Here is a 20,616-nt window from a genome sequence, read left to right on the forward strand (position 1 = left end):
GCGGGCCAAACGCCCGACCAGCATCGAGTCGCTGACTAGCACCGACATCCATCCGATCGAGGTCGAAGCCGATCAGGAGGCGGTGGCGCGCGAGTTCGAGCGCTACAACCTGACCTCGGCCCCGGTGGTCGATGCCAACAATCGCCTCGTCGGGGCGATCACTGCCGACGACGTGGTCGAGGTGGTCAAGGAGGAGGCCTCGGAGGACATCCTGCGCATGGGCGGCGTCGCGGGCGAATCCGTGTTCGACCCGGTGATGCGAACAACGGGTCACCGCTTCCTGTGGCTGTTCGTCAATCTTTTGACCGCCATTCTCGCCTCGTGGGTGATCAGCCTGTTCGACGCCACGATCCAGCAAATGGTGGCGCTCGCGGTGTTGATGCCGATCGTGGCCTCGATGGGCGGCAATGCCGGAACGCAGACCATGACGGTGGCCGTCCGGGCGCTTGCCACTCAGGAACTCGGCGCCGTCAACGCGCTTAGAGTGATCGGGAGGGAGACGGCGATCGGGCTCCTCAACGGCCTGCTCTTTGCCCTCATCATGGGGGCGATCGCATTGTATTGGTTCGGCAGCGGCACGCTCGGGCTCGTAATCGGCGCGGCCATGATCATCAACCTCTTAGTGGCGGCGCTCGCAGGAATACTGATCCCGCTTGGCCTCTATGCTGTCGGGCTCGATCCCGCCATCGCCTCCGGCGTGTTCGTGACGATGTGCACGGACTGCGTCGGCTTCCTCGCCTTTCTCGGGCTGGCGGCGATGTGGTTAGTATAGGGCCGAGGGGATCAATGGGTCCCGATGCCGCCTGATAGCAGGTTGATCAGTGTTCCCAGCAAACCCGTGAGGAAGGGTGAGAGCAGCGCAAAGACTACTTTGAAAATCGCCGCGACACCGAAGTCTTGTCTGGTTTCTGACGGCGTGCGCGTGGGCTTTGCGCCCTCTTCGCTCGGAGTCTTCGCGGCTTCAGCCTGGCGCTGCGAAAGGATGAGTGCGACGGGCGCGTAGTACGCAAAGACGATCAGCGAATAATTGATCCCATAGTAAATCGTCAGGCCGTTAACGAGCGTTGAGTAAGCCGTGTTTTCCTTGCCGAAATAGAAGTCCGGCCAATGCAGCCAGGACAAGATCAACAGCATGCCGCACACCATGAGGGCGGCACCAAGATAGAGATATTGATTCAAGCGGCCGAACTGGTCCTCGTAAATCGACCTCGCTGGCTCGGGCGGTTTGCCGAGGCACGATACGGCGCCCACGATGGCGCTTCCCGCGGCAATCGCGATCAGAATGTTTGCCGTCTTGAGAAGCCAGCCAAACACCAGTTCTAGGGAAAACGGCTGTGCGCAAGTACCTGGAGCGATTTTCAGAGTTCCGATGAAATCGTTCCCGTCGATCGTGCACCACTCGATCTTGCCTTGTGCGAAAAGGTCATCGAACAGGGACTTGCCGGCGAACCAATAGGTCTTGGGGCTCGACCAAATCCAAGGACCGAGGACGATCACGATCAAAACGATCGCCCCCAACCCAGCGACGATGGCATACAAACGGCGACGGCTTGGACGATTGAAGAGCGTGTCTATGTCGAGAAAAAAGATGACCGTGACGCTGATGCAGACGGCCACGAACAAGAAAAACATGCCATAGACGGCGTATCTGCCACCCGCTTCCGCGGCGGCGCTGAAGGCTTGATCGGGGCCTGGGTCAACGCGGTAAAGACCGAACGCCGATATGAACCATTCACCGCCGATGAACACGAGGACCGGCAGCAGCGCGATCCAGAGATTCTGCGATCTGATCTCCAACGTCCGATTGCGAGGGAGCATGGGACCGCCTCAGTTGCATTAGATCGTTTATACTACTCATGCGTGTAACACGAGCAATGGCCTTTCCGCAATCGGCCGCCTTTTGTTTGTCCGCAGCAAAGAGCCAAGCTAACGACGATCTGGCGGTGCTAAGAAGTCCGCCGCGAGAAGCTCATCTCGTGGCGGAGAGGGGGACTTCCCAGGGGCATGTTCTTTTATCTCGCCAAGGTGCTGTGGTTCCTGCTGCAGCCGTCGACGCTGATTGCGCTCCTTATCGGCTACGGCGCGATCCTGATCTGGACCGGCTGGGCGCGATGGGGCAGGCGCTTCGTCACGGTCGGCGCCATCCTCTTGCTTCTCGCGGGTCTCTCGCCGCTCGGCAACGCGCTGATTCTACCGCTCGAGAACCGCTTCCCGCGCGCCGATCTCAATACGCTTCCGCGCCCGACCGGCTTTATCTTGCTTGGCGGCGCGGAGGACAGATTGGTGGGCATGGCGCGTAAGGCGCCTACGCTCAACGAAGCGGGCGAGCGCATCCTGGAAACCGTCATCCTCGCCGAGCGCTTCCCAGATGCGAAGATCGCCTTTACCGGCGGCGATGCCGGCGTGCTCTACAAATCCGATAGCGAGGCGGCAGGGGCGGCTCAGCTGTTGACGGCGCTTGGGGTGCCGCGCGAGCGCCTAATCCTCGAGGCCAAGGCGCGCGACACTTACGAAAACGCGGTGTTTCTCAAGGAAGAGCTTGGCAAGGCTGGGCTGCTCGGTCCCGGCTCGCGCTGGGTGCTGATCACCTCGGCCTATCACATGCCGCGCGCGATTGCGGCGTTCCGCGCCGCCGGCTTCGACGTCGAGGCTTGGCCCGTGGACTACCGCACGCGAGGGGAGGCCGATTTCACCCGGCCTTTCGACAAAGTGTCCGAAGGCTTGCGGCGAGTCGATACGGCGGCCCGGGAATGGGTCGGGCTCATCGCCTATTGGCTAAGGGGCCGAAGCACCGTGCTGTTCCCTGCGCCGTAGCCGGCGCCCATCAGCGGTTGAGACCTGGCCGGGCCTATAGCAGGGGGGACGGCAAAGCCCGCAAGCGTGCCGAGCTCGACCCAACTCTTGAGATAAGACGCGGCCCTGAGCTCCACCTCGTCCTCGCCGGCGAAGGTGGCAACCATCTCGCACAGCACGCTGAAGCGGACGCCCTTGGCCGCTTCGTCCCACATCATCGCTTCCTCGGTCGTGAGCGGCTTGAAGCGGGCCATGAAGCCCTCGCGCCAGACGAGGAGCGCTTGCGGCTCGGGCAGCCGTGTCGGCTTCGGCGGGGCCGTCTCGTTCTTGAGCGCGGTCCAGATCTCCGCGGCATTGGTCGTGAAGGTGAGACGGATCGCGGTCGGATGCGGCTTGAGCTCGAGCGCGGGCCACGCCTCAGGGGGAAGCTCGGCGAGATCGGAGAGACGAAGAGCTTCGGCGTCCGGTCCGTCGAAGGCATCGGCCAGCGCCTTCTCGAGAGCGGCGAGCTCGGCGACCTCCGGGTGATCGGCGAAGGTTCTGCTCTTGGCGATGAAGGCCGGCATGTGACGCCCAAACCAGCGGGCGCTCCGCTGGTCGGAGGGGTTTCCGGCGATATAGGCCCTGACCAGATTGGCGAAGGCGCGGTCGCCGAGATAGGCGTGCACCTGCTCGTAGTCCTCGCCGAGAATCTCGGCGAGCCGCGCCACATAGGCGTTGCGATAGACGCCGAAAAGAACCTTGCGTTCTTCCTTGGCGCTGTCGTTGACCTCGGCGAGGATCGCGTCGTCGCCGGCGAGAATGCCGCGCTGAAATTCGTCCTGGATGTCCTTGAGGCTTTTCATTCCGCCGCCACGAGGGAAGGGGCTTGCGCCTTGATCACCTCGCCGGCGATCTGCCGCGCGTGATCGAGCTCGGCAACCAACTCGGCGAGCGGCGGGATGTTGTCGTCGCGCTCGATCATGGTCGAGACCGGACCGAAATAGGCGACCGCCTCACGGTAGAAATCCCACACCTCGTCGCACACTGGATGATCGTGCGTGTCGATCAGGTGAGTCTCCTCGTTGCTGTGGCCGGCCACGTGGAACTGGACCACCTGATCACGCGGCACGCCATGCAGGAAGTCGAGGGTGGAAAAGCCGTGATTGAAGGCGCTGACATAGACATTGTTCACGTCGAACAGGAGCCAGCAGCCGGTGCGCCGCGCGAGTTCGCCTACGAACTCCCACTCGGTCATCTCGGACTGGGCGAAGGTGACGTAGCTCGACACGTTCTCGATGGTGAGGCGCCGGCCGAGGAAATCCTGAACGAAGTTGACGCGGTCGACAACGTGGGCGAGCGCTTCCTCGGTATAGGGAATGGGCAGGAGATCGTGGAGGTTCACCCCGTGGACGCCCGTCCAGCACAGGTGATCGGACACCCATTTCGGCTGAAGGCGCTTGGCGAGAGTCTTCAGCGCATTGAGGTAGTCCATGTCGAAGGGAGCGGTAGACGCGATCGAGAGCGAGACGCCGTGCATGACGATCGGATAGCGCTCGCGGATCTGGTCAAGCATGTGGAGCGGTTGGCCGCCCTCAATCATGTAGTTTTCGGAGATGATCTCGAACCAGTCGATGGCCGGATTGCCGTCGAGGATCTCCCGATAATGCTGGGGCCTGAGCCCCAAGCCGAACCCCAGATAAGGCGGCTTTTCGGTGATCATGCCCGGCGCTCCGAAAGGATGTGGGAGCCGGCACCGGCCGGCTCCCATGCAAATAGCCTAAGAGGTGAACTAGATCGATTCCCACTGACCGCCAGCGCCCTGGCAATCGGTCTGCAGCATCTCGAGCCAGCCCTGGCCCTTGCACGCATTCTTGCCCTTGCAGTCATTCTTGGCGCTCTTGCAGTTGCCCTGGCCCTTACAGCCGTTGACGCCGAAGCAGCGGCCCTTGACCGTCTCGGCGGTCGCAGCCCCGATCAGGGTCGCGCCGGTGACGACGAGCACTGCGGCGGTCATCGCAAGCTTAGCACCAGACTTACGGTTGAGCTTCATTTTCCTCTCCTGTGCATGAGTTCTAGCCACGCGTGGCGAAATGCCAACATCAGAGCTATAGCCCTTGAATTGGAACGCCTTGCGTCACTCCTTATCAAAGCTCCGTGACTCCAGCGCTTAACCATCCTCACGCGCTCGTCATCGGGCCGTGATAATGGAAAAGCTCGACGAGAGCGCGGTTTGGTCAACCGACACTCGGCGTTAGGATGAAGGGGCGAGAGAACGAAGTAATCGATGAGCCTTAACGACATCCTCGTCCACGTGGACGGCGCCGAGGAGTGCGCGAGGCGCGTGGACTTCGCCGTCGCGCTTTGCAAGGATTGCGATGCGCATCTGATCGGCGCGGCGTTTGCGCCGACCGCGCTCTTGCCGCTCTGCGGTGCGGATGTCGGACTTGCCGACATGAGCGAGGCGCTTGATGAGGCCAAGGCGCAAGGCGAGGCGGCGCTCAAGCGCTTCGAGGCGTGTGCGATGGGCGCAGGACTGAGCGCCGAGATGCGGCTGATGCAGGGCTTGGCCGAAGAGCTCCCCGGCGACTTCGCCCGCCTCGCGCGCCACGTCGATCTTGCCGTCATCGGCCAGCCTCGCGGCGGGGATCCGCTCATCGGCCAATACGCGCTCGTCGAGCGCTGCCTGTTCGCATCGGGGCGTCCGGTCATCATCGTGCCGCAAGCGGGTGTGACGGCCCCGGCGGGCGGCACGCTCGCCGTGGCTTGGGACGGAAGCGCCGAAGCAGCGCGCGCGCTCAAGGATGCGCTCACCTATCTCAAGACACCGGAGGGTATCGCGCTCCTGGTCGGGGCGCCCGAGGACGGCGGCGATCCGCCCGAGACGAGCGATATCATGGCCCATCTCAAGCGCCGCGGGTTGCCGACCGAAGTCGTCAGGTTCTCTACGGGCGCGGGCGATACCGGCAAGACGATCCTCGCCAAAGCGAAGGAGCATGGCGCCGGCATGATCGTGATGGGCGCCTTCCATCATTCGCGCTGGCGCGAGTTTATCCTGGGCGGGGTGACACTCACGATGCTCGAGGAAACCACCGTTCCGCTGTTCATGGCCCATTGACGAAGCGATGACCGTGCACCTCCTCAAGCTCTGCGTCGGCTGCGACAGCGTGAAGGACCTCGCCGACTGGCAGGTTGAGCAGCTCAAGCGCGAGCGTAAGCCCGTCGAGCTTTGTCATCGCACCTTGCAGATGCCGAAGCGGCGCCACGAGATCCTCGACGGCGGCTCGCTTTATTGGGTGATCAAGGGCTTCGTGCTCGTGCGCCAACGCATCATCGATTTGAGGCCGGACACCAAGGACGACGGCACGCCCTGTTGCGGGATCGTGTACGATCGCGAGCTGATCACCACCCGCGCGCAGCCGCGCCGCGCGTTCCAGGGTTGGCGCTATCTCGAGGCGGCCGACGCGCCAAACGACGTGAGGCCGTATGAGGACGAGGCCGGAGACATGCCGCCGCCGGGCATGCGCGAGGAATTGCGTGAACTCAGGCTGATCGATTGGTGAGGTCTGCCGTTACGCCTTTGCCGATACGGCGACGTTGTCGATGAGGCGCGTCTTGCCGAGATAGGCGGCGGCCAGAACGCGGGTGCCCGGTTTCACGGGACCCGACAGCGGCTTCAGCGTTTCGGGATCGCGCACGGCGACATAGTCGATGCGAAATCCTGCCGCCTCGAGCTTGAAGCGGCCGGCGAGCGCGGCGGCGTCGGCGCCTTCGCCCTTGGCGAGATTGGCCGCAACCTCGCTGATCGTCCGGTAGAGTAGGGGGGCCGTCTTGCGCTCGGCGGGCGAGAGATAGACGTTGCGCGAGGAGAGCGCGAGGCCGTCCTCCTCGCGCACGATCGGCGCGCCTACGATCTCGACCGGGATGTTGAGGTCGCGCACCAGCCGTCTCACCACGAGGAGCTGCTGATAGTCCTTTTCGCCGAACACGGCGAGGTCGGGGCCGGCTTGCAGCAGGAGCTTGGTGACGACGGTGGCGACGCCTTCGAAGTGATTGGGCCGCGCCGCGCCGCAGAGATCGTCGGTGAGGTCGAACACCTTGACGCGGGTGCTGAAGCCTTCCGGGTACATCTCGGCGCCATCGGGGACGAAGACGAGGTCGGCACCCGCCTTGGCGAGCTTGTCGAGGTCAGAGGCCTCCTGCCTGGGGTAGGTCTTGAAGTCCTCGCGCGGGCCGAACTGGATCGGATTGATGAAGATCGACACGACCACGCGATCGGCCTTGCCGCGTGCGAGCGTGACCAGCGACAGATGGCCCGCGTGCAGGGCGCCCATGGTCGGGACAAGGGCGACGCGCTCACCCTCCTTGCGCCACTTGGCGACATGGCTGCGCAGGTCGGCGACGGTTCTTACGGTGGTGACGGCTGGCATGCGGTATCTCCGGGGGCGGGGACGATAGCGCCTCGGTGAGTGGAAGCCAACCGGCGCAAAGCGTTAAACTCGGATACATGGGCGAGCCACGACGCGATATCGCTGTTCCCGCCGAAGTGCCGGGGCGAGAGCCGATCAGTGTGGCTCTGTTCGCAGAAGAGGGCCCTCTCGTCGAGTCGCTGATCGCCAAGGCAGGCACGAGCGAAGAGGAGCGCCGCGCCATCGAGCGTCTCGCAACGCGCCTCGTTGAAGCCGCGCGCGAGGGGCGCCGCGAGGAGGGCGGGATCGATTCGCTGCTCCATGAATACGGACTCTCGAGCGAGGAGGGGGTGCTCCTTCTTTGCCTCGCCGAGGCATTGCTGCGCATTCCCGATTCGGAAACCGCGGACCGGCTGATCGCCGGCACCATCGGCTCGGGCGATTGGGCGCGGCATCTCGGCCATTCGGAGTCGCTGCTCGTGAACGCTTCGACCTGGGGCCTGATGCTCACCGGACGCATGGTCGATTGGGCCGAGGGGGACAGGGGCGACATCGCGGGCAGGCTCCAGAGGCTCATCGCACGGAGCGGGGAACCGATCGTTCGCCAGGCGCTCCGCCAGGCCATGCGCATTCTCGGGCGGCAGTTCGTGCTCGGCGAGACCATCGGCGATGCGCTTGCGAACGCAGAAGACGAGCGCAAGCAGGGATATCGCTTCTCCTTCGATATGCTGGGCGAGGCGGCGCGAACCGCGCCCGACGCCGAGCGCTACGCCAGGCGCTACGAGGAGGCGATCGCAGCAGTTGCCCGCTGGGCCGGACCTCCCAGCAGACGGAGCGAGGAGGAGCTTCACGCGCGGCCGGGGCTGTCGGTCAAGCTCTCGGCGCTCCATCCGCGCTATGCCCCCTCACAGGAGACGCGGCTCGTGGACGAGCTTCGGCCGCGGCTCTTGGCGCTTGCCGCGAAGATGCGGGAGGCCTGGCTTCCCCTCACCATCGATGCCGAGGAGGCCAACAAGCTCGATCTGTCGCTTGCCCTGCTCGAGCCTCTGTTCAGCGATCCGGCTCTCTCCGGCTGGAACGGGCTCGGGCTCGCGGTGCAGGCCTACAGCAAGCGCGCGTTGCCGCTGATCGATTGGCTCGCGGCCGTGGCGAAAGCGACGGGGCGGCGCATTCCGGTGCGGCTCGTCAAGGGTGCCTATTGGGACAGCGAGATCAAGTGGGCGCAGGAGGCGGGCTTTGCCGGCTATCCCGTGTTCACACGCAAGGCGAACACGGACGTGTCCTATCTCGCCGCGGCGCGGGCGCTGCTTGATCGCCCCGACTGCTTCTTTCCGCAATTCGCCACGCATAACGCACACACCATCGCCTGGATCGCGACGGTTGCGAGCGACCGGCCCTACGAGTTCCAGCGGCTCTACGGCATGGGGGAGGCGCTCCACCGCGAGGTGATCCGACCCGAAAGGCTGGGAAAGCCATGCCGCACCTACGCGCCGGTCGGAGGCTATCGCGATCTCTTGCCTTATCTCGTGCGCCGGCTCCTCGAAAACGGGGCCAACACCTCGTTCGTCAATCGCCTCGCCGATGGTCAAGCACCGATCTCGGCCATCGTCGCCGACCCGGTCGAAAAGGCCGCTCGACTGGCGGACAAGGCGAACCCGCTCATCCCGGCGCCTCCCGCTCTTTTTTCGCCCGAACGGCGTAACAGCGTGGGCCTTGCGCTGTTCGAGCCGTCGGTCCGGGTTCGATTGCTAAGCGCAATGCGCGAGGCGCTCGCGAGCGGGGCCACGGCGAACCCGATCGTTTGCGGCGAGGAGGTCGAGGAGGGCGGCGAGGTTGTGCAGGTCACCTCGCCGCATGATCGGCGGGTGGCGGTTGGAACCTGCCGCACGGCAAGCGCTCAGGCAATCGATCGCTCACTTACCGCCGCAAGACGCGCCTGCGACGAATGGGACCGGCTTGGCGGCGAGGCCCGCGCAGCGATGCTCGACCAGGCGGCCGCTCTGCTCGAGGCGGAGCGGCCGGCGCTCATGGCGCTGATGGCGCGCGAAGCGGGCAAGACGCTCGCCAATGCGCAAGGCGATGTGCGGGAAGCGGTCGATCATCTACGCTATTCAGCGGCAGAGGCGCGACGGCAGTTCGCTCACCCTCGCGAGCTCAAAGGTCCGACCGGTGAGCGGAACGAGCTGTCCTTGCATGGACGCGGCGCGTTTGCGGCGATCTCGCCGTGGAACTTTCCGCTCGCCATCTTCACCGGACAAATCGCCGCTTGCCTCGCCGCCGGCAACGCGGTCCTCGCCAAACCCGCCGAACAGACGCCGCTCACCGCCGCCCGCGCCGTTAGGGTGATGCACAAAGCCGGCATTCCGACCGATGTGTTGCACCTCCTGCCGGGGCGGGGCGAGGTCGTCGGCGCCGCGCTCGTGGGCGATGCCCGCATCGACGGAGTCGTATTTACCGGCGGAACCGAGACCGGCATCGCCATCAACCGCAGGCTTGCCGCGCGCGAGGGGAAGATCGTCAAGCTGATCGCCGAAACGGGCGGCCAGAACGCCATGATCGTCGATTCCTCGGCGCTGCCCGAGCAGGTGGTCGGCGATGCGCTCGCCTCCGCGTTCGACAGCGCCGGCCAGCGCTGCTCGGCGCTTCGCGTCCTGTTCCTTCAGAACGAGGTGGCCGATCCGATCCTCGACATGCTGCTCGGCGCCGCACGCGAGCTCAAGATCGGCGACCCGCTCGACTATGCCACGGACGTCGGACCGGTGATCGACGAGGCGGCGAAACGCGCGCTCGAGGCCCATAAGGCGCGCATGCGCAAAGAGGCGCGCGAACTGCTCGACTTGCCTCTCGGCCCCGAGCATGAGCATGGCACGTACGTGGCACCCGCCATCTACGAGATCCCGTCGATCACGTTGCTTACGCGCGAGGTGTTCGGTCCCATCTTGCACGTCGTGCGCTATGAGGGCGGCCGTCTTGGCGAGGTGTGCGAGGCGATCAACCGGACGGGTTATGGGCTCACCCTCTCGCTCCATTCGCGCATCAAGGCGACAGCGGACTTCGTGGGCGCTCGCGTCAGGGTGGGCAACTTTTACGTCAACCGGAACCAGATCGGGGCGGTTGTCGGCGTCCAGCCTTTCGGCGGCGAGGGACTGTCGGGGACGGGCCCCAAGGCGGGAGGGCCGCATTACCTCCAAGGCTTCGCCGTCGAGCGTGTGCGCTCGACCGACCTCACAGCTTCGGGCGGCAATGCGAGCCTCCTTGCCGCCGGCGACGAGCCCTGAGCGCCATTGTCGCAGGGGCGATAAGGGTCCATCTATAGCGTGACGGCACCGGGGGCGGAGTGAACGAACATGGCTCAACCGAGGGCCCCGGCAAGAACGGACAAGGGCGAAGTCGCCGAAGGGCGCTCCACGGGCGCCGAGGTCGATGCCTTTCTCAAACAAGTGCGCTCGCTCAAACCTGCCGGAACCGGCAGCGGGAGGCTCATCTTCGCCATGGACGCCACCATGAGCCGCCAGCCCACCTGGGATCTCGCGCTCGAGCTCCAGTCGGACATGTTCGAGGCGGTGAAGCAAGTTGGCGGCCTCGACGTCCAACTCGTCTATTTCCGGGGCTTCGGCGAATGCCAAGCCTCGAAATGGGTGAGCGATCCGGCCGCGCTCGCCAAGCTGATGCGTAAGGTCCATTGCGAGGGCGGCCTCACCCAGATGCGCAAAGTGCTCGCCCATGCGAAGCGCGAAAACGGGCTCCGCAAGGTCAACGCGCTGATCTATGTCGGAGACTGCATGGAGGAAGATATCGACGAGCTCAGCAGCCTCGCAGGTGAACTCGGCCTGATCGGGGTGCCCGTGTTCCTCTTCCAGGAAGGCCACGATGCCAAGGCCGAGCGCGCCTTCAAGGAGATCGCGCGGCTCTCCCGCGGCGCTCATTGCCGGTTCGACGCGGGCTCTGCGCGCCAGTTGAGAGAGCTGTTGAAAGCCGTCGCCGTCTATGCCGCGGGCGGCCGCAAGGCGCTAGCCGATTTCCGCGATACGACGCAGAGCGGGGCCGCCATGCGCCTCCTCGAGCAGCTCGGCTGACGGCCTAAAGGCCATGATCTATTTCCTCGCCGGGTGCGCGGTCCTGCTCCTCTTCATTCTGCTCGGACGGCTGATTGCCGGCGCCGATGCGCGCAAGCTCGCGGGCCTTCTGCGCAAAATGAGCGGCGCCGCCCTCCTCGCCGCCGCGGGTTTCCTCACCTTGCGGGGAGCTTTGCCGCTTGCGATCCCTCTCGCCGTGTTCGGGCTTGCGCTGGTCGGGGTCAAAGGACTTGGGCTCGGAGGCCCCTTCGGTTCGGCGCAGAAGTCGCCGGGACAGGCCTCACGCGTCCGCACCGACAAGCTCGAGATGGAGCTCGATCACGACTCAGGCCGCATGGACGGCAAGGTGCTGACCGGGCGTTTCGCCGGCCGCGCGCTGTCATCGCTCACCGATTGGGAAGCGTTCGAGTTGCTCGACGCGTTTCAGGCCGAGGGGGCGCAGGAAACGGCACTGATCGAGGCCTATCTCGACTGGCGCATTCCGGGCTGGCGCGACCAGACTGCGGAGGAGGACGGCTCGCAGCCGCGCGGCTTCGCCGAGGAGGGGCCGAAGGAGCCGCCGCGCGGGCGCGCCCGCTCGAGCCGCATGAGCGTCGAAGAAGCCTACGCCGTGCTTGGGCTCGACAAGGGCGCAAACGAGGATGCGATCAGGCAGGCGCACCGGCGGCTGATGATGAAGCTGCACCCGGACCAGGGTGGCTCCAACTACCTTGCCGCGCGCATCAACGAGGCTAAGGAAGTGCTGCTAGGGCGGCGGTAGCGACCCGGCGCTCCCGCAGGTTACTCCGCCTTCATCACCGCGCAGTCGACCGACATCTTCTTGAGCGAGGCGCATACGCTTTGCGCGTCGCTCTTCGAGAAGCCTGCGAAGCGGGCGCGGTACCATTCAGCCCCGTCCTTGGTGAAGGAGGTGGTGAAGGGGAGATGGCCGTCAAGCAGGTCCGCGGCCTCCCGCTGGACCGCGCCAAGCCGGCTTTCGGCCTCCGACTCCGATGTATAGGCGCCGACCTGCACGTGGAAGGCGCCGGCATATTTCTGCTTGGCCGGTTTGTCGGCCGAGTTCCGCCGGGGAAGCGCGTTGCTGGCGGCCGGAGCGGACGGCTCGCCGGCATCGCCCTCGGCCTCTTCGTCGGGAGTGCCCACCGTCGATGGTCCGGTGGTGAGCTCGGCAAGGGCGAAGCCTGGCTTCTTAGGCTTTGCCGGTTCGGTCACCGCTGGAGGCGGCGGCGTGACCGCTGCTTTTGCCGCCACCGCTGGCGTCACCGCCGCAGGCATGGGCGCAGCTTGCACCGCCACCGCTGGCTTCGGCGCGGGTTGAGCGGTCTCCGTCACGGCCGTCGGCGGGACCAGCGCCGCAACGAGCTGCTCCGGCGTGGGCTTGGTCGAGGAGGCTTGCGGGAAATACTTCTCGAGCAGGGCGCGCATGGCGGCGTCGCGCTGGCTGCCGGTCTTGCCGCCGAGCACGACCGCGACGAGATGCTTGTCGCCGCGATGGACCGAGGCGGTCAGGTTGAAGCCGCTTGCCCGCGTGTAGCCGGTCTTGATGCCGTCGGTGCCCCTGAAGCCGAACAGCAGCCTGTTGTGGTTGCGGTACTTGCGACCACCATAGGTGAAATAGCGCGTCTGGAACACGCCGTAATATTCCGGATAGTCGTGGATGAGGTGTGAGGCGAGGATCGCCATGTCGCGTGCGGTCGTGATCTGCTCGTCGTTGGGCAGGCCGGAGGCGTTGCGAAAGGTGGTGTTGGCCATGCCGAGGTTGCGGGCGGTCTGCGTCATATAGCGCGCGAAGTTCTCCTCGGTACCGGCGAGGTTCTCGGCAATGGTGACAGCCGCGTCGTTGGCCGATTGGGTCACCAGCGCCCTAATGGCGTCCTCGACCGTGATGGTCATGCCCTGCTTCAGGCCCAGTTTGGTTGGGGCCTGGCTCTCGGCATGTGAGGTTACGACGAGATCGGAGGAGAGGGAGATCTTGCCCTCCTTAAGGCAGCCAAAGAGGACGTAGAGCGTCATCATCTTGGTGAGCGAGGCCGGATAGCGCGGCGTATCGGGGGCCTGCGAGTAAAGGATGATGCCGGTGTTCATGTCGACGACAATGGCCGCCGCGATGGACGGCGTGCTTGGCCGCGAGGAGCGCTTCTTGGCGGCCAGAGCCTCTCCGCACGGTGCCGAGAGTGCTGCGATAATGAGCGCAAGCAGAACTGTTCGTCCAACCCACGCCCGCGCGAGACGCTTGAAGATTCCCACCGAATGCCGAAGGCCGTGGCCTTCCCCCGTTTGACGTACCAACCCTCGCGCGACCCCCAGAATCGCGCACTCGGACCCGAACCCGGCGGCCGCATTCGCGCCACGGCCGCCATAATTGAAGTGGGAAAGAAGGCTAAAATTCGTCTCTTGCCAAAGCGTTAAGTAAGGCTCCGGAAGTCTATTGTGCACTGCAAAAAAAATTTATTGACGTTTTTTGTGCAACGCATATATATCGGCTCGCGTTCGCAGCAATCGCGCAAACCCGGTTATGTCGAGGATGAGGCTTCCATGCTCAAAGGTTTCGAAGAGTTCCAGAAGGTAGGTAAAGACGGTTTCGATGCGACCGTCCGTTCGTTCGGTGAGGTCAACAAGGGCTTCCAGGCCATTGCCGCCGAGATCACCGACTATTCCAAGAAGGCGTTCGAGGACGGCACGCGCGCCTTCGAGCAGCTGATCGGCGCCAAGTCGATCGAGCAGGCGATTGAGATTCAGTCCCAGTACGCCAAGAAGGCCTACGACACCTACGTTGCCGAGATGTCGAAGCTCGGCGAGATGTATGTCGGCCTCGCCAAGGATGCCTACAAGCCGGTCGAGGCTGCCTTCACCAAGAAGGTCGCGTAACGGCTCCGCCACACTCCACACTTTTCCCAGCGAAAAGACCCGGGGTTCGCCCCCCGGGTCTTTTTTTTTCCGTTTTCCTGTCGGCAACTCACACTATGTTATGCGAGTTGAGGTGCGCGATTTGCGATGGTCGGCGCGATGACGTTAGAATGGCGAGTGACGGCCGCTTCGACGAGCGGCCGCACTCCTTGGCAGATGAAGAACGAGACGCCACATACAGGCTGACGATGGCGCGGAACGGCGATCCTCGCCGGGGCGACGACACCGGCACCCATATCATCACCAAGACACGGCCGAAGACGAAGCGGCCGAGCCTCTACAAGGTGCTGCTCCTCAACGACGACTACACGCCGATGGATTTCGTCGTGCTCGTCCTGGAGCGCTTCTTCAACAAGCCTCCCGAGGAGGCGACCCGCATCATGTTGCACGTGCATCAGAAGGGCGTCGGCATCTGCGGGGTCTACACTTACGAGGTGGCTGAGACTAAGGTAGCGCAGGTGACGAGCTTCGCACGGCAGCACGAGCATCCGCTGCAATGCACGATGGAGAAAGAGTAGGACTTAGGTGGCTTCGTTTTCGACCAGTCTGGAGCAGGCTCTTAGGCGCGCTCTGCAATATGCCAACGAGCGCAGCCATGAATACGCAACGCTGGAGCATCTGCTCCTCTCTTTGCTCGACGACCGCGACGCGGCGGCGGTGATGCGCGCCTGCGACGTGGACCTCGACGTGCTTCGCGACAAGCTTACCTCCTATCTCGACAACGAGCTCTCCGGCCTCGTGCTCGATACGCACGGCGACGCTCAGCCGACGGCCGGCTTCCAGCGCGTCATCCATCGCGCCGTGGCGCATGTGCAGTCCTCGGGCCGGGAGGAGGTGACCGGCGCCAACGTGCTCGTGGCCATTTTCGCCGAGCGCGAGAGCCATGCCGCCTTCTTCCTGCAAGAGCAGCACATGACCCGCTTCGACGCGGTCAACTATATCAGCCACGGCATCGCCAAGCGGGCGGGCATGTCCGAGCCGCGGCCGGTGCGCGGCGTGGATGAGGACGCGGCAACGGTCGAGGGCGGCGACGACAAGAAGCGCGGCGCCGACGCGCTCGAGGTGTACTGCATCAACCTGAACCAGAAGGCGCGCGCGGGCCGCATCGATCCTCTGATCGGGCGGAGCTCCGAGATTCAACGCACCATCCAGGTGCTGTGCCGCCGCCAAAAGAACAACCCGCTGTTCGTGGGCGACCCGGGTGTCGGCAAGACGGCGATCGCCGAGGGCCTCGCGCGCCGCATCGTGATGGGCGACGTGCCCGAGGTGCTCTCGGATTCAACCATTTTCCAGCTCGACATGGGCGCGCTGCTCGCCGGAACGAGATACCGCGGCGATTTCGAGGAGCGGCTCAAGGCGGTGATGCGCGAGATCGAGGCCTATCCCGGCGCCATCATGTTCATCGACGAGATTCACACGGTGATCGGCGCCGGCGCCACCTCCGGCGGGGCGATGGATGCCTCGAACCTGCTGAAGCCCGCGCTTCAGTCGGGAACGCTCCGCTGCATCGGCTCGACCACCTACAAGGAGTATCGCCAGCATTTCGAGAAGGACCGCGCGCTCGTCCGGAGATTCCAGAAGATCGACGTGAACGAGCCGTCGGTGCCCGACGCGATCGAGATCCTCAAGGGTCTTAAGCCCTATTTCGAGGACTTCCACCGCGTGCGCTACACGAACCAGGCGATCAAGTCGGCGGTCGAGCTGTCGGCCAAGTACATCCACGACCGCAAGCTGCCCGACAAGGCGATCGATGTGATTGACGAGACCGGCGCCTCGCAGATGCTGCTGCCCGAGCGGCAGCGGCGCAAGACGATCGGCGTCAAGGAGGTCGAGTCGACCATCGCCACCATGGCGCGCATTCCGCCGAAGACGGTGTCGAAGTCCGACGCCGAGGTGCTGCGGGCGATCGATCAGGACCTGAAGCGGGTCGTGTTCGGCCAGGACAGGGCGATCGAGGCGCTCGCCGCCGCGATCAAGCTGTCGCGCGCGGGATTAAGGGAGCCCGGCAAACCGATCGGCTGCTATATGTTTTCCGGCCCCACCGGCGTCGGCAAGACCGAGGTCGCGCGCCAGCTCGCTTTGCTGCTCGGCGTCGAGCTGCTCCGCTTCGACATGAGCGAGTACATGGAGCGGCACACGGTGTCGCGGCTGATCGGCGCGCCGCCCGGCTATGTCGGCTTCGATCAGGGCGGCCTATTGACCGACGGCGTCGATCAGCACCCGCACTGCGTGCTCCTGCTCGACGAGATCGAGAAGGCGCATCCCGACCTGTTCAACATCCTGCTGCAGGTGATGGACCACGGCAAACTGACCGACCACAACGGCAAGCGCGTCGATTTCCAGAACGTGATCCTGATCATGACCACCAACGCCGGGGCGTCCGATCTCGCCAAGGCCGCGATCGGCTTCAATCGCTCCAAGCGCGAAGGCGACGACGAGGAGGCGATCAACCGGCTGTTCACGCCGGAGTTCAGGAACCGGCTCGATGCGGTGATCGCGTTCGCTAGCCTCACGCCCGAAATCATCTCGAAGGTGGTGGAGAAGTTCGTGTTCCAGCTTGAGGCGCAGCTCGGCGACCGCAACATCACCATCGAGCTCACGCCCGAGGCCAACACATGGCTCGCCGAGCGGGGCTACGACGAGAAGTTCGGCGCGCGTCCGCTCTCGCGCGTGATCCAGGAGAACATCAAGAAGCCGCTGGCGGAGGAGATCCTGTTCGGCGCGCTGAAGGATGGCGGCATCGTGCGCGTGCTGGTCGAGGACAAGGCCGGCGAGAAGATGCTCGGCTTCGAATATCTGAAGCCCGACGCGCCGATCAAGCCGCGTGATCCCGAGGACGACAATCCTGAGGGCGATGGACCCGATGGCGGCGGACCGAAAGGCGGCGTGAAGGCCGATGGGCCTCAGCCACGCGCCAAGCGAGCTGCGCGCCGCCCGCGCGGCGCGCGCCAGCGCGCCACCGGCCCGAGCCTTGTGCCCAAGGTGCCGCTCGGCTCGAAGTAGTCACCTTCATATCGAGTCGGTCCTGGCCGGGCTTGTCCCGGTCATCCACGCTTCCATGGCTGGTCCGCAAATCGTGGATGCCCGGCTCACGGCCGGGCATGACGGCCATCTTCTAAGCGGCTCAACCCTTCAACACCTTCCTGATCTTCTCGGCGGTCTTGGCAAGTACGGCCTGATCTTCCATTTGGCCCGCGTGCGGCTTCACCGGCACGCCTCGCCTGATCGGTACGATGTGAAAATGCAGGTGGAACACGGTCTGGCCCGCGGCCTCGCCGTTGAACTGCTGGATCAGGACGCCGTCGGCGCCGACCGCCTCCTTGATCTTGGGGGCGAGCTTCTGCACCACGGCTATCAGCTTGGCGAGCGCCTCCGGCTCGATATCGAACAGATCGCATGCCTTCTCTTTGGTGACGACAAGCGCGTGGCCCTCGGTGCGCGGCATGATGTCGAGGAAGACGAGCGTGTCTTCGTCCTCGTAGAGTTTGTGGGCGGGAATTTCGCCACGCAGGATCTTGGCGAAGATATTGTTCGGATCGTATGCCATCGCGCTCCTCGCTCGCGTTTGTCTGAAGATTTCCACTCGCCGCGGCGGCAACGTCAACCGAAGAATTGGCCCCTCGGAGAGTCTTGACACGTATCAAGGCTTTGGCCGGCACCCCAGCCTAAACAGATCGGCCTACCCGTGTTGCCCAATCGAGGAGATGCCCGATGTCGATGTTGAAGGTGATCGAGGTTCTGGCCGAGTCAGACAAGAGCTGGGAAGATGCCGCGCAGTTCGCGATAAACAAGGCCAATCAGACGGTGCGCAACGTGCGCTCGATCTGGATCGAGAATTTCGAGGCCACGGTCGACAACGGCAAGATCAAGAAATACCGCATCAACGGCAAGATCTCCTTCGTCCTCGAAGGCTGACGGCAGCTCAGTCGCCGTCGCGCCGGAACGGCGCGGCGTCGGTGAGCACTGCGATCTCGCGGGCAACCGCAAGCCGTTCGCGCCTAAGATAGTCGGCGATCGCGCGGCGGAGCGCCGGGTCGGCGATGTAGTGCGCGCTGTAGGTCTCCACCGGCAAATAGCCGCGCGCGAGCTTGTGCTCGCCTTGGGCGCCCGCCTCGACGCGGGCGAGCTTGCGATCCAGCGCGAAGTCGATCGCCTGATAGTAGCAGACCTCGAAATGCAGGAAGGGATGATCCTCGATCGCCCCCCAGTAGCGGCCGTAGAGCGTGTCGGTGCCGATGAAGTTGAGGGCTCCCGCAATATAGCGACCGGCACGCTTGGCCAATACGAGCAGCATCCTGTCGGCCATGTTCTCGCGGAACAGGCTGAAGCACAGGCGGTTGAGATAGGGCGAGCCCCACTTGCGCGAGCCCGTGTCCATGTAGAATTCGAAGAAGGCGTCGAGATGGGCCTCGGTGATGTCGCTGCCCGTCACCCATTCGATGGCGATGCCGCCGGAAAGCGCCTCGCGCCGTTCCCTTCGCACCGCCTTGCGCTTGCGTGAGGCGAGCGCTCCGAGGAAGTCGTCGAAACTCGCGTAGCCTTCGTTCCGCCAATGGAATTGCTGATCGGTGCGTCTGAGGAAACCAAGCTCGCCGGCAAGCGCCCATTCCTCGCGGGTCAGGAAGGTGATGTGAAGCCCCGAGATACCGATCCGGCCCGTGATCTCGGCCGCCGCTTGGAGCAGCAGCGCCTTGCGCTCGCGCTCGTTTTCCCCGGCGCGGACCAGAATGCGGTTGCCGGGAACAGGCGTAAAAGGGACGGAGACCTGGAGCTTCGGGTAGTAGCGGCCGCCGGCGCGCTCATAGGCATCGGCCCAACCATGATCGAAGATGTACTCGCCTTGGCTATGCGATTTCAGGTAGCAGGGCATCGCGCCGAGGAGGGTGCCAGCCGCATCCTCGAGCAACAGGTGATGCGGCATCCATCCGGTGTTGCGCGTAGCCGAGCCGCTTTCCTCGAGAGCTGCAAGAAACGCGTGCGAAATGAACGGGTTGCCGCCGCGCGCGCAAGCATCCCACGAGGCAGGCGGCACGTCGGCGATACGCGGCGCGACCCACACGATGCGTTGCGTCCTGCTTCTCTCGCGCGGCTTCTCAATATCGCCCATGGCTTAAGGCGTCAGTCCTTCGAAAATCATGGCATCGGCATAGCGCAATGCACGCTCGCGCTCCTCTTTCGTGCGCACGGTCCAGGTGAGGAGGGGCAGGCCGAACAGGGTCTGCGCGATGAACGGGGCAAGCGCCGGCAGCGCCCTGATATCGTAAGCGATGAAGTGAGGCCGCGCGATGGCGGAGGTAAGCAAGTTGCGCATGGCAAAGCGCTGCCAGAGCGTCAGATCGGGCCAATAGTCGCGGTCTGAGAAGCGTTCGGAGATCAGCCCCCGGGGGAGGGCAGGCGCCATCTCCTTGAAGGCGGCGACGCAGTAGGGATCGAACGACATCACCGCCACGGGACCCGGATAGGACGCGAGCAGAAGCGCGACATTCGCCTCGTATTTGCCCTCGCGCGTCCAGGTGCTCTTCACCTCGATCAGAAGCGGCACGTGCCCGTTGACGAGATCGAGCAGCGCCGGGAGCGAGAGAATGCGGTCCTTGCTTCCCCGCAAGGGAATGGCCGTGAGCGCCTCGGCGGTGCGTGCTGCGACCGGCCCGGATTCAGGCGTCAGCCGGTCGAGCGTTTCGTCGTGGAAGACGACCGGCACGCGATCGGCCGCGCATTGCAGATCGACCTCGACGGCGTAGCCCCTGCCCATGGCGGCGGCGATCGACGAAGCGCTGTTCTCGATGATGCCGCGCGAGGCATGGTGCAGACCGCGATGGGCGATCGGCCGCCTCAGCCAATAGAGCTCTGACATCTGTACCGTTCGCCCATGGCGTCAGTCCACGGCGAAGATCGCATCGATCTCGACCGAGGCGTTGAGCGGCAGGCTCGAGCAACCGACAGCGATACGGGTGTGCCGTCCCTTGTTGCCGAGGATCTCGACGAGCAGGTCAGATGCGCCGTTCAGCACTTTGGGGTGGTCGGTAAACTCGGGCGCCGCGTTGACGAATCCATTCAGGCGCAAAAGCTGGACGATGCGGTCGAGATCGCGCAAGGCCGCCTTCGCCTGGGAGAGGATGTTGAGGGCGCAGAGCCGCGCCGCCTCCTGGCCCTTGGCGAGGTCAGCCTCGCCGGCTAGTCTGCCGGCGCAAGCGAGTTTCCCGTCCTTCATCGGGAGTTGGCCGGAGATGAAGAGGAGACGGTCGAGATGAAGGAAGGGGACATAGCTGCCAAGCGCGGGCTTGGCTTCGGGGAGGACAAGGTCAAGCGCCTTGAGCCGTGCTTCGATTTCTCCTGCCATGATTTCCTCCGCATCCTCGCCCATCAGTCTTAGGCCGTAAGTGTCTGACATTTGAGCAAATCGGCTTCCGCCGCAAGCGTTGCCCACGCCCCTTGTCGGGGCCTGCGGATGG

At 64.5% G+C, this 20,616-nt stretch carries 21 protein-coding genes; 11 read left to right on the forward strand and 10 right to left on the reverse strand.

From position 1 onward, the window contains the following. Positions 1–772 (forward strand): magnesium transporter (locus tag VFB18_RS04665; RefSeq protein ID WP_324971508.1); only part of this gene is annotated, 772 nt, incomplete at its 5' end. 11 nt (positions 773–783) lie between these two features. On the opposite strand, the gene VFB18_RS04670 is transcribed toward VFB18_RS04665, so the two are convergent. Beyond that, a complete protein-coding gene (locus tag VFB18_RS04670; RefSeq protein WP_324971511.1) occupies positions 784–1,818 on the reverse strand; it encodes a hypothetical protein in 1,035 nt (344 codons plus the stop codon). A gap of 186 nt (positions 1,819–2,004) precedes the next feature. On the opposite strand from VFB18_RS04670, the gene VFB18_RS04675 reads away from it, so the two are divergent. Continuing rightward, positions 2,005–2,814, forward strand: a complete 810-nt coding sequence (locus VFB18_RS04675; RefSeq protein WP_324971513.1) for a YdcF family protein — start codon at positions 2,005–2,007, stop codon at positions 2,812–2,814. Here the strand turns inward: VFB18_RS04675 and VFB18_RS04680 are convergent. The 3 genes from VFB18_RS04680 to VFB18_RS04690 form a co-directional block, all read right to left on the reverse strand. After that, complete coding sequence (locus VFB18_RS04680) at positions 2,769–3,638, reverse strand: DNA-binding domain-containing protein (protein WP_324971516.1); 870 nt, start codon at positions 3,636–3,638, stop codon at positions 2,769–2,771. The genes VFB18_RS04675 and VFB18_RS04680 overlap by 46 nt on opposite strands. Next, positions 3,635–4,495, reverse strand: a complete 861-nt coding sequence (locus VFB18_RS04685) for a DUF692 domain-containing protein (protein ID WP_324971519.1) — start codon at positions 4,493–4,495, stop codon at positions 3,635–3,637. Before VFB18_RS04685 ends, VFB18_RS04680 begins: the two co-directional genes overlap by 4 nt. A 69-nt stretch (positions 4,496–4,564) precedes the next feature. Beyond that, a complete protein-coding gene (locus VFB18_RS04690) occupies positions 4,565–4,825 on the reverse strand; it encodes a hypothetical protein (protein ID WP_324971521.1) in 261 nt (86 codons plus the stop codon). A 234-nt stretch (positions 4,826–5,059) separates the two neighbouring features. Between VFB18_RS04690 and VFB18_RS04695 the strand changes: the two genes are divergently transcribed. Then, on the forward strand, positions 5,060–5,890 hold the full coding sequence (locus VFB18_RS04695) for a universal stress protein (RefSeq protein WP_324971524.1): 831 nt from the start codon (positions 5,060–5,062) through the stop codon (positions 5,888–5,890). 7 nt (positions 5,891–5,897) lie between these two features. Next, positions 5,898–6,335 carry a DUF1489 domain-containing protein gene (locus tag VFB18_RS04700; protein WP_324971527.1) on the forward strand — a complete coding sequence of 146 codons (438 nt, stop codon included), beginning with the start codon at positions 5,898–5,900 and terminating at the stop codon, positions 6,333–6,335. A gap of 9 nt (positions 6,336–6,344) precedes the next feature. Here the strand turns inward: VFB18_RS04700 and panC are convergent, their stop codons facing one another. Beyond that, complete coding sequence (gene panC / locus VFB18_RS04705; RefSeq protein WP_324971529.1) at positions 6,345–7,202, reverse strand: pantoate--beta-alanine ligase; 858 nt, start codon at positions 7,200–7,202, stop codon at positions 6,345–6,347. A gap of 77 nt (positions 7,203–7,279) precedes the next feature. Here panC and putA point away from each other — a divergent pair, with 77 nt between their 5' ends. From putA to VFB18_RS04720, 3 genes are all read left to right on the forward strand, one after another. Then, positions 7,280–10,459: a bifunctional proline dehydrogenase/L-glutamate gamma-semialdehyde dehydrogenase PutA gene (gene putA, locus VFB18_RS04710; protein WP_324971532.1), complete on the forward strand. Its 3,180-nt coding sequence runs from the start codon at positions 7,280–7,282 to the stop codon at positions 10,457–10,459. A gap of 69 nt (positions 10,460–10,528) precedes the next feature. After that, positions 10,529–11,257 carry a VWA domain-containing protein gene (locus tag VFB18_RS04715; RefSeq protein WP_324971534.1) on the forward strand — a complete coding sequence of 243 codons (729 nt, stop codon included), beginning with the start codon at positions 10,529–10,531 and terminating at the stop codon, positions 11,255–11,257. A 13-nt stretch (positions 11,258–11,270) separates the two neighbouring features. Next, on the forward strand, positions 11,271–12,017 hold the full coding sequence (locus tag VFB18_RS04720) for a DnaJ domain-containing protein (RefSeq protein WP_324971537.1): 747 nt from the start codon (positions 11,271–11,273) through the stop codon (positions 12,015–12,017). A gap of 20 nt (positions 12,018–12,037) precedes the next feature. Here VFB18_RS04720 and VFB18_RS04725 read toward each other — a convergent pair whose 3' ends face one another. After that, complete coding sequence (locus VFB18_RS04725; RefSeq protein WP_324971540.1) at positions 12,038–13,504, reverse strand: serine hydrolase; 1,467 nt, start codon at positions 13,502–13,504, stop codon at positions 12,038–12,040. 288 nt (positions 13,505–13,792) lie between these two features. Between VFB18_RS04725 and VFB18_RS04730 the strand changes: the two genes are divergently transcribed. From VFB18_RS04730 to clpA, 3 genes are all read left to right on the forward strand, one after another. After that, positions 13,793–14,125, forward strand: a complete 333-nt coding sequence (locus VFB18_RS04730; protein WP_324971543.1) for a phasin family protein — start codon at positions 13,793–13,795, stop codon at positions 14,123–14,125. A 227-nt stretch (positions 14,126–14,352) separates the two neighbouring features. Beyond that, complete coding sequence (gene clpS, locus VFB18_RS04735) at positions 14,353–14,682, forward strand: ATP-dependent Clp protease adapter ClpS (RefSeq protein ID WP_324971546.1); 330 nt, start codon at positions 14,353–14,355, stop codon at positions 14,680–14,682. Positions 14,683–14,689: 7 nt separating this feature from the next. Further along, on the forward strand, positions 14,690–17,167 hold the full coding sequence (gene clpA, locus VFB18_RS04740) for an ATP-dependent Clp protease ATP-binding subunit ClpA (protein WP_324971549.1): 2,478 nt from the start codon (positions 14,690–14,692) through the stop codon (positions 17,165–17,167). Positions 17,168–17,288: 121 nt separating this feature from the next. Here clpA and VFB18_RS04745 read toward each other — a convergent pair whose 3' ends face one another. After that, positions 17,289–17,711, reverse strand: a complete 423-nt coding sequence (locus tag VFB18_RS04745) for an HIT family protein (RefSeq protein ID WP_324971552.1) — start codon at positions 17,709–17,711, stop codon at positions 17,289–17,291. A gap of 164 nt (positions 17,712–17,875) precedes the next feature. Here VFB18_RS04745 and VFB18_RS04750 point away from each other — a divergent pair, with 164 nt between their 5' ends. Next, positions 17,876–18,079 carry a dodecin family protein gene (locus VFB18_RS04750; protein ID WP_324971555.1) on the forward strand — a complete coding sequence of 68 codons (204 nt, stop codon included), beginning with the start codon at positions 17,876–17,878 and terminating at the stop codon, positions 18,077–18,079. Positions 18,080–18,086: 7 nt separating this feature from the next. On the opposite strand, the gene VFB18_RS04755 is transcribed toward VFB18_RS04750, so the two are convergent. Genes VFB18_RS04755 through VFB18_RS04765 form a run of 3 tightly spaced genes read right to left on the reverse strand, consistent with a single transcriptional unit; the run spans position 18,087 to position 20,555 of the window. After that, positions 18,087–19,271: a GNAT family N-acetyltransferase gene (locus tag VFB18_RS04755; protein WP_324971558.1), complete on the reverse strand. Its 1,185-nt coding sequence runs from the start codon at positions 19,269–19,271 to the stop codon at positions 18,087–18,089. Positions 19,272–19,274: 3 nt separating this feature from the next. Then, positions 19,275–20,018, reverse strand: a complete 744-nt coding sequence (locus VFB18_RS04760) for a glycerophosphodiester phosphodiesterase family protein (protein ID WP_324971561.1) — start codon at positions 20,016–20,018, stop codon at positions 19,275–19,277. A gap of 21 nt (positions 20,019–20,039) precedes the next feature. Next, positions 20,040–20,555: a RidA family protein gene (locus tag VFB18_RS04765; RefSeq protein ID WP_324971564.1), complete on the reverse strand. Its 516-nt coding sequence runs from the start codon at positions 20,553–20,555 to the stop codon at positions 20,040–20,042. Positions 20,556–20,616: the final 61 nt, after the last annotated feature.

The sequence above is a fragment of the Methyloceanibacter sp. genome (genome assembly GCF_035650995.1).
Lineage (GTDB): Bacteria > Pseudomonadota > Alphaproteobacteria > Rhizobiales > Methyloligellaceae > Methyloceanibacter.

Bases quoted from the DNA above. Each gene is read 5' to 3' on its own strand.
- VFB18_RS04670 (WP_324971511.1), bottom strand. From the start codon at position 1,818: ATGCTCCCTCGCAATCGGACGTTGGAGATCAGATCGCAGAATCTCTGG.
- VFB18_RS04675 (WP_324971513.1), top strand. From the start codon at position 2,005: ATGTTCTTTTATCTCGCCAAGGTGCTGTGGTTCCTGCTGCAGCCGTCG.
- VFB18_RS04680 (WP_324971516.1), bottom strand. From the start codon at position 3,638: ATGAAAAGCCTCAAGGACATCCAGGACGAATTTCAGCGCGGCATTCTC.
- VFB18_RS04685 (WP_324971519.1), bottom strand. From the start codon at position 4,495: ATGATCACCGAAAAGCCGCCTTATCTGGGGTTCGGCTTGGGGCTCAGG.
- VFB18_RS04690 (WP_324971521.1), bottom strand. From the start codon at position 4,825: ATGAAGCTCAACCGTAAGTCTGGTGCTAAGCTTGCGATGACCGCCGCA.
- VFB18_RS04695 (WP_324971524.1), top strand. From the start codon at position 5,060: ATGAGCCTTAACGACATCCTCGTCCACGTGGACGGCGCCGAGGAGTGC.
- VFB18_RS04700 (WP_324971527.1), top strand. From the start codon at position 5,898: ATGACCGTGCACCTCCTCAAGCTCTGCGTCGGCTGCGACAGCGTGAAG.
- panC (WP_324971529.1), bottom strand. From the start codon at position 7,202: ATGCCAGCCGTCACCACCGTAAGAACCGTCGCCGACCTGCGCAGCCAT.
- putA (WP_324971532.1), top strand. From the start codon at position 7,280: ATGGGCGAGCCACGACGCGATATCGCTGTTCCCGCCGAAGTGCCGGGG.
- VFB18_RS04715 (WP_324971534.1), top strand. From the start codon at position 10,529: ATGGCTCAACCGAGGGCCCCGGCAAGAACGGACAAGGGCGAAGTCGCC.
- VFB18_RS04720 (WP_324971537.1), top strand. From the start codon at position 11,271: ATGATCTATTTCCTCGCCGGGTGCGCGGTCCTGCTCCTCTTCATTCTG.
- VFB18_RS04730 (WP_324971543.1), top strand. From the start codon at position 13,793: ATGCTCAAAGGTTTCGAAGAGTTCCAGAAGGTAGGTAAAGACGGTTTC.
- clpS (WP_324971546.1), top strand. From the start codon at position 14,353: ATGGCGCGGAACGGCGATCCTCGCCGGGGCGACGACACCGGCACCCAT.
- VFB18_RS04745 (WP_324971552.1), bottom strand. From the start codon at position 17,711: ATGGCATACGATCCGAACAATATCTTCGCCAAGATCCTGCGTGGCGAA.
- VFB18_RS04750 (WP_324971555.1), top strand. From the start codon at position 17,876: ATGTCGATGTTGAAGGTGATCGAGGTTCTGGCCGAGTCAGACAAGAGC.
- VFB18_RS04755 (WP_324971558.1), bottom strand. From the start codon at position 19,271: ATGGGCGATATTGAGAAGCCGCGCGAGAGAAGCAGGACGCAACGCATC.
- VFB18_RS04760 (WP_324971561.1), bottom strand. From the start codon at position 20,018: ATGTCAGAGCTCTATTGGCTGAGGCGGCCGATCGCCCATCGCGGTCTG.
- VFB18_RS04765 (WP_324971564.1), bottom strand. From the start codon at position 20,555: ATGTCAGACACTTACGGCCTAAGACTGATGGGCGAGGATGCGGAGGAA.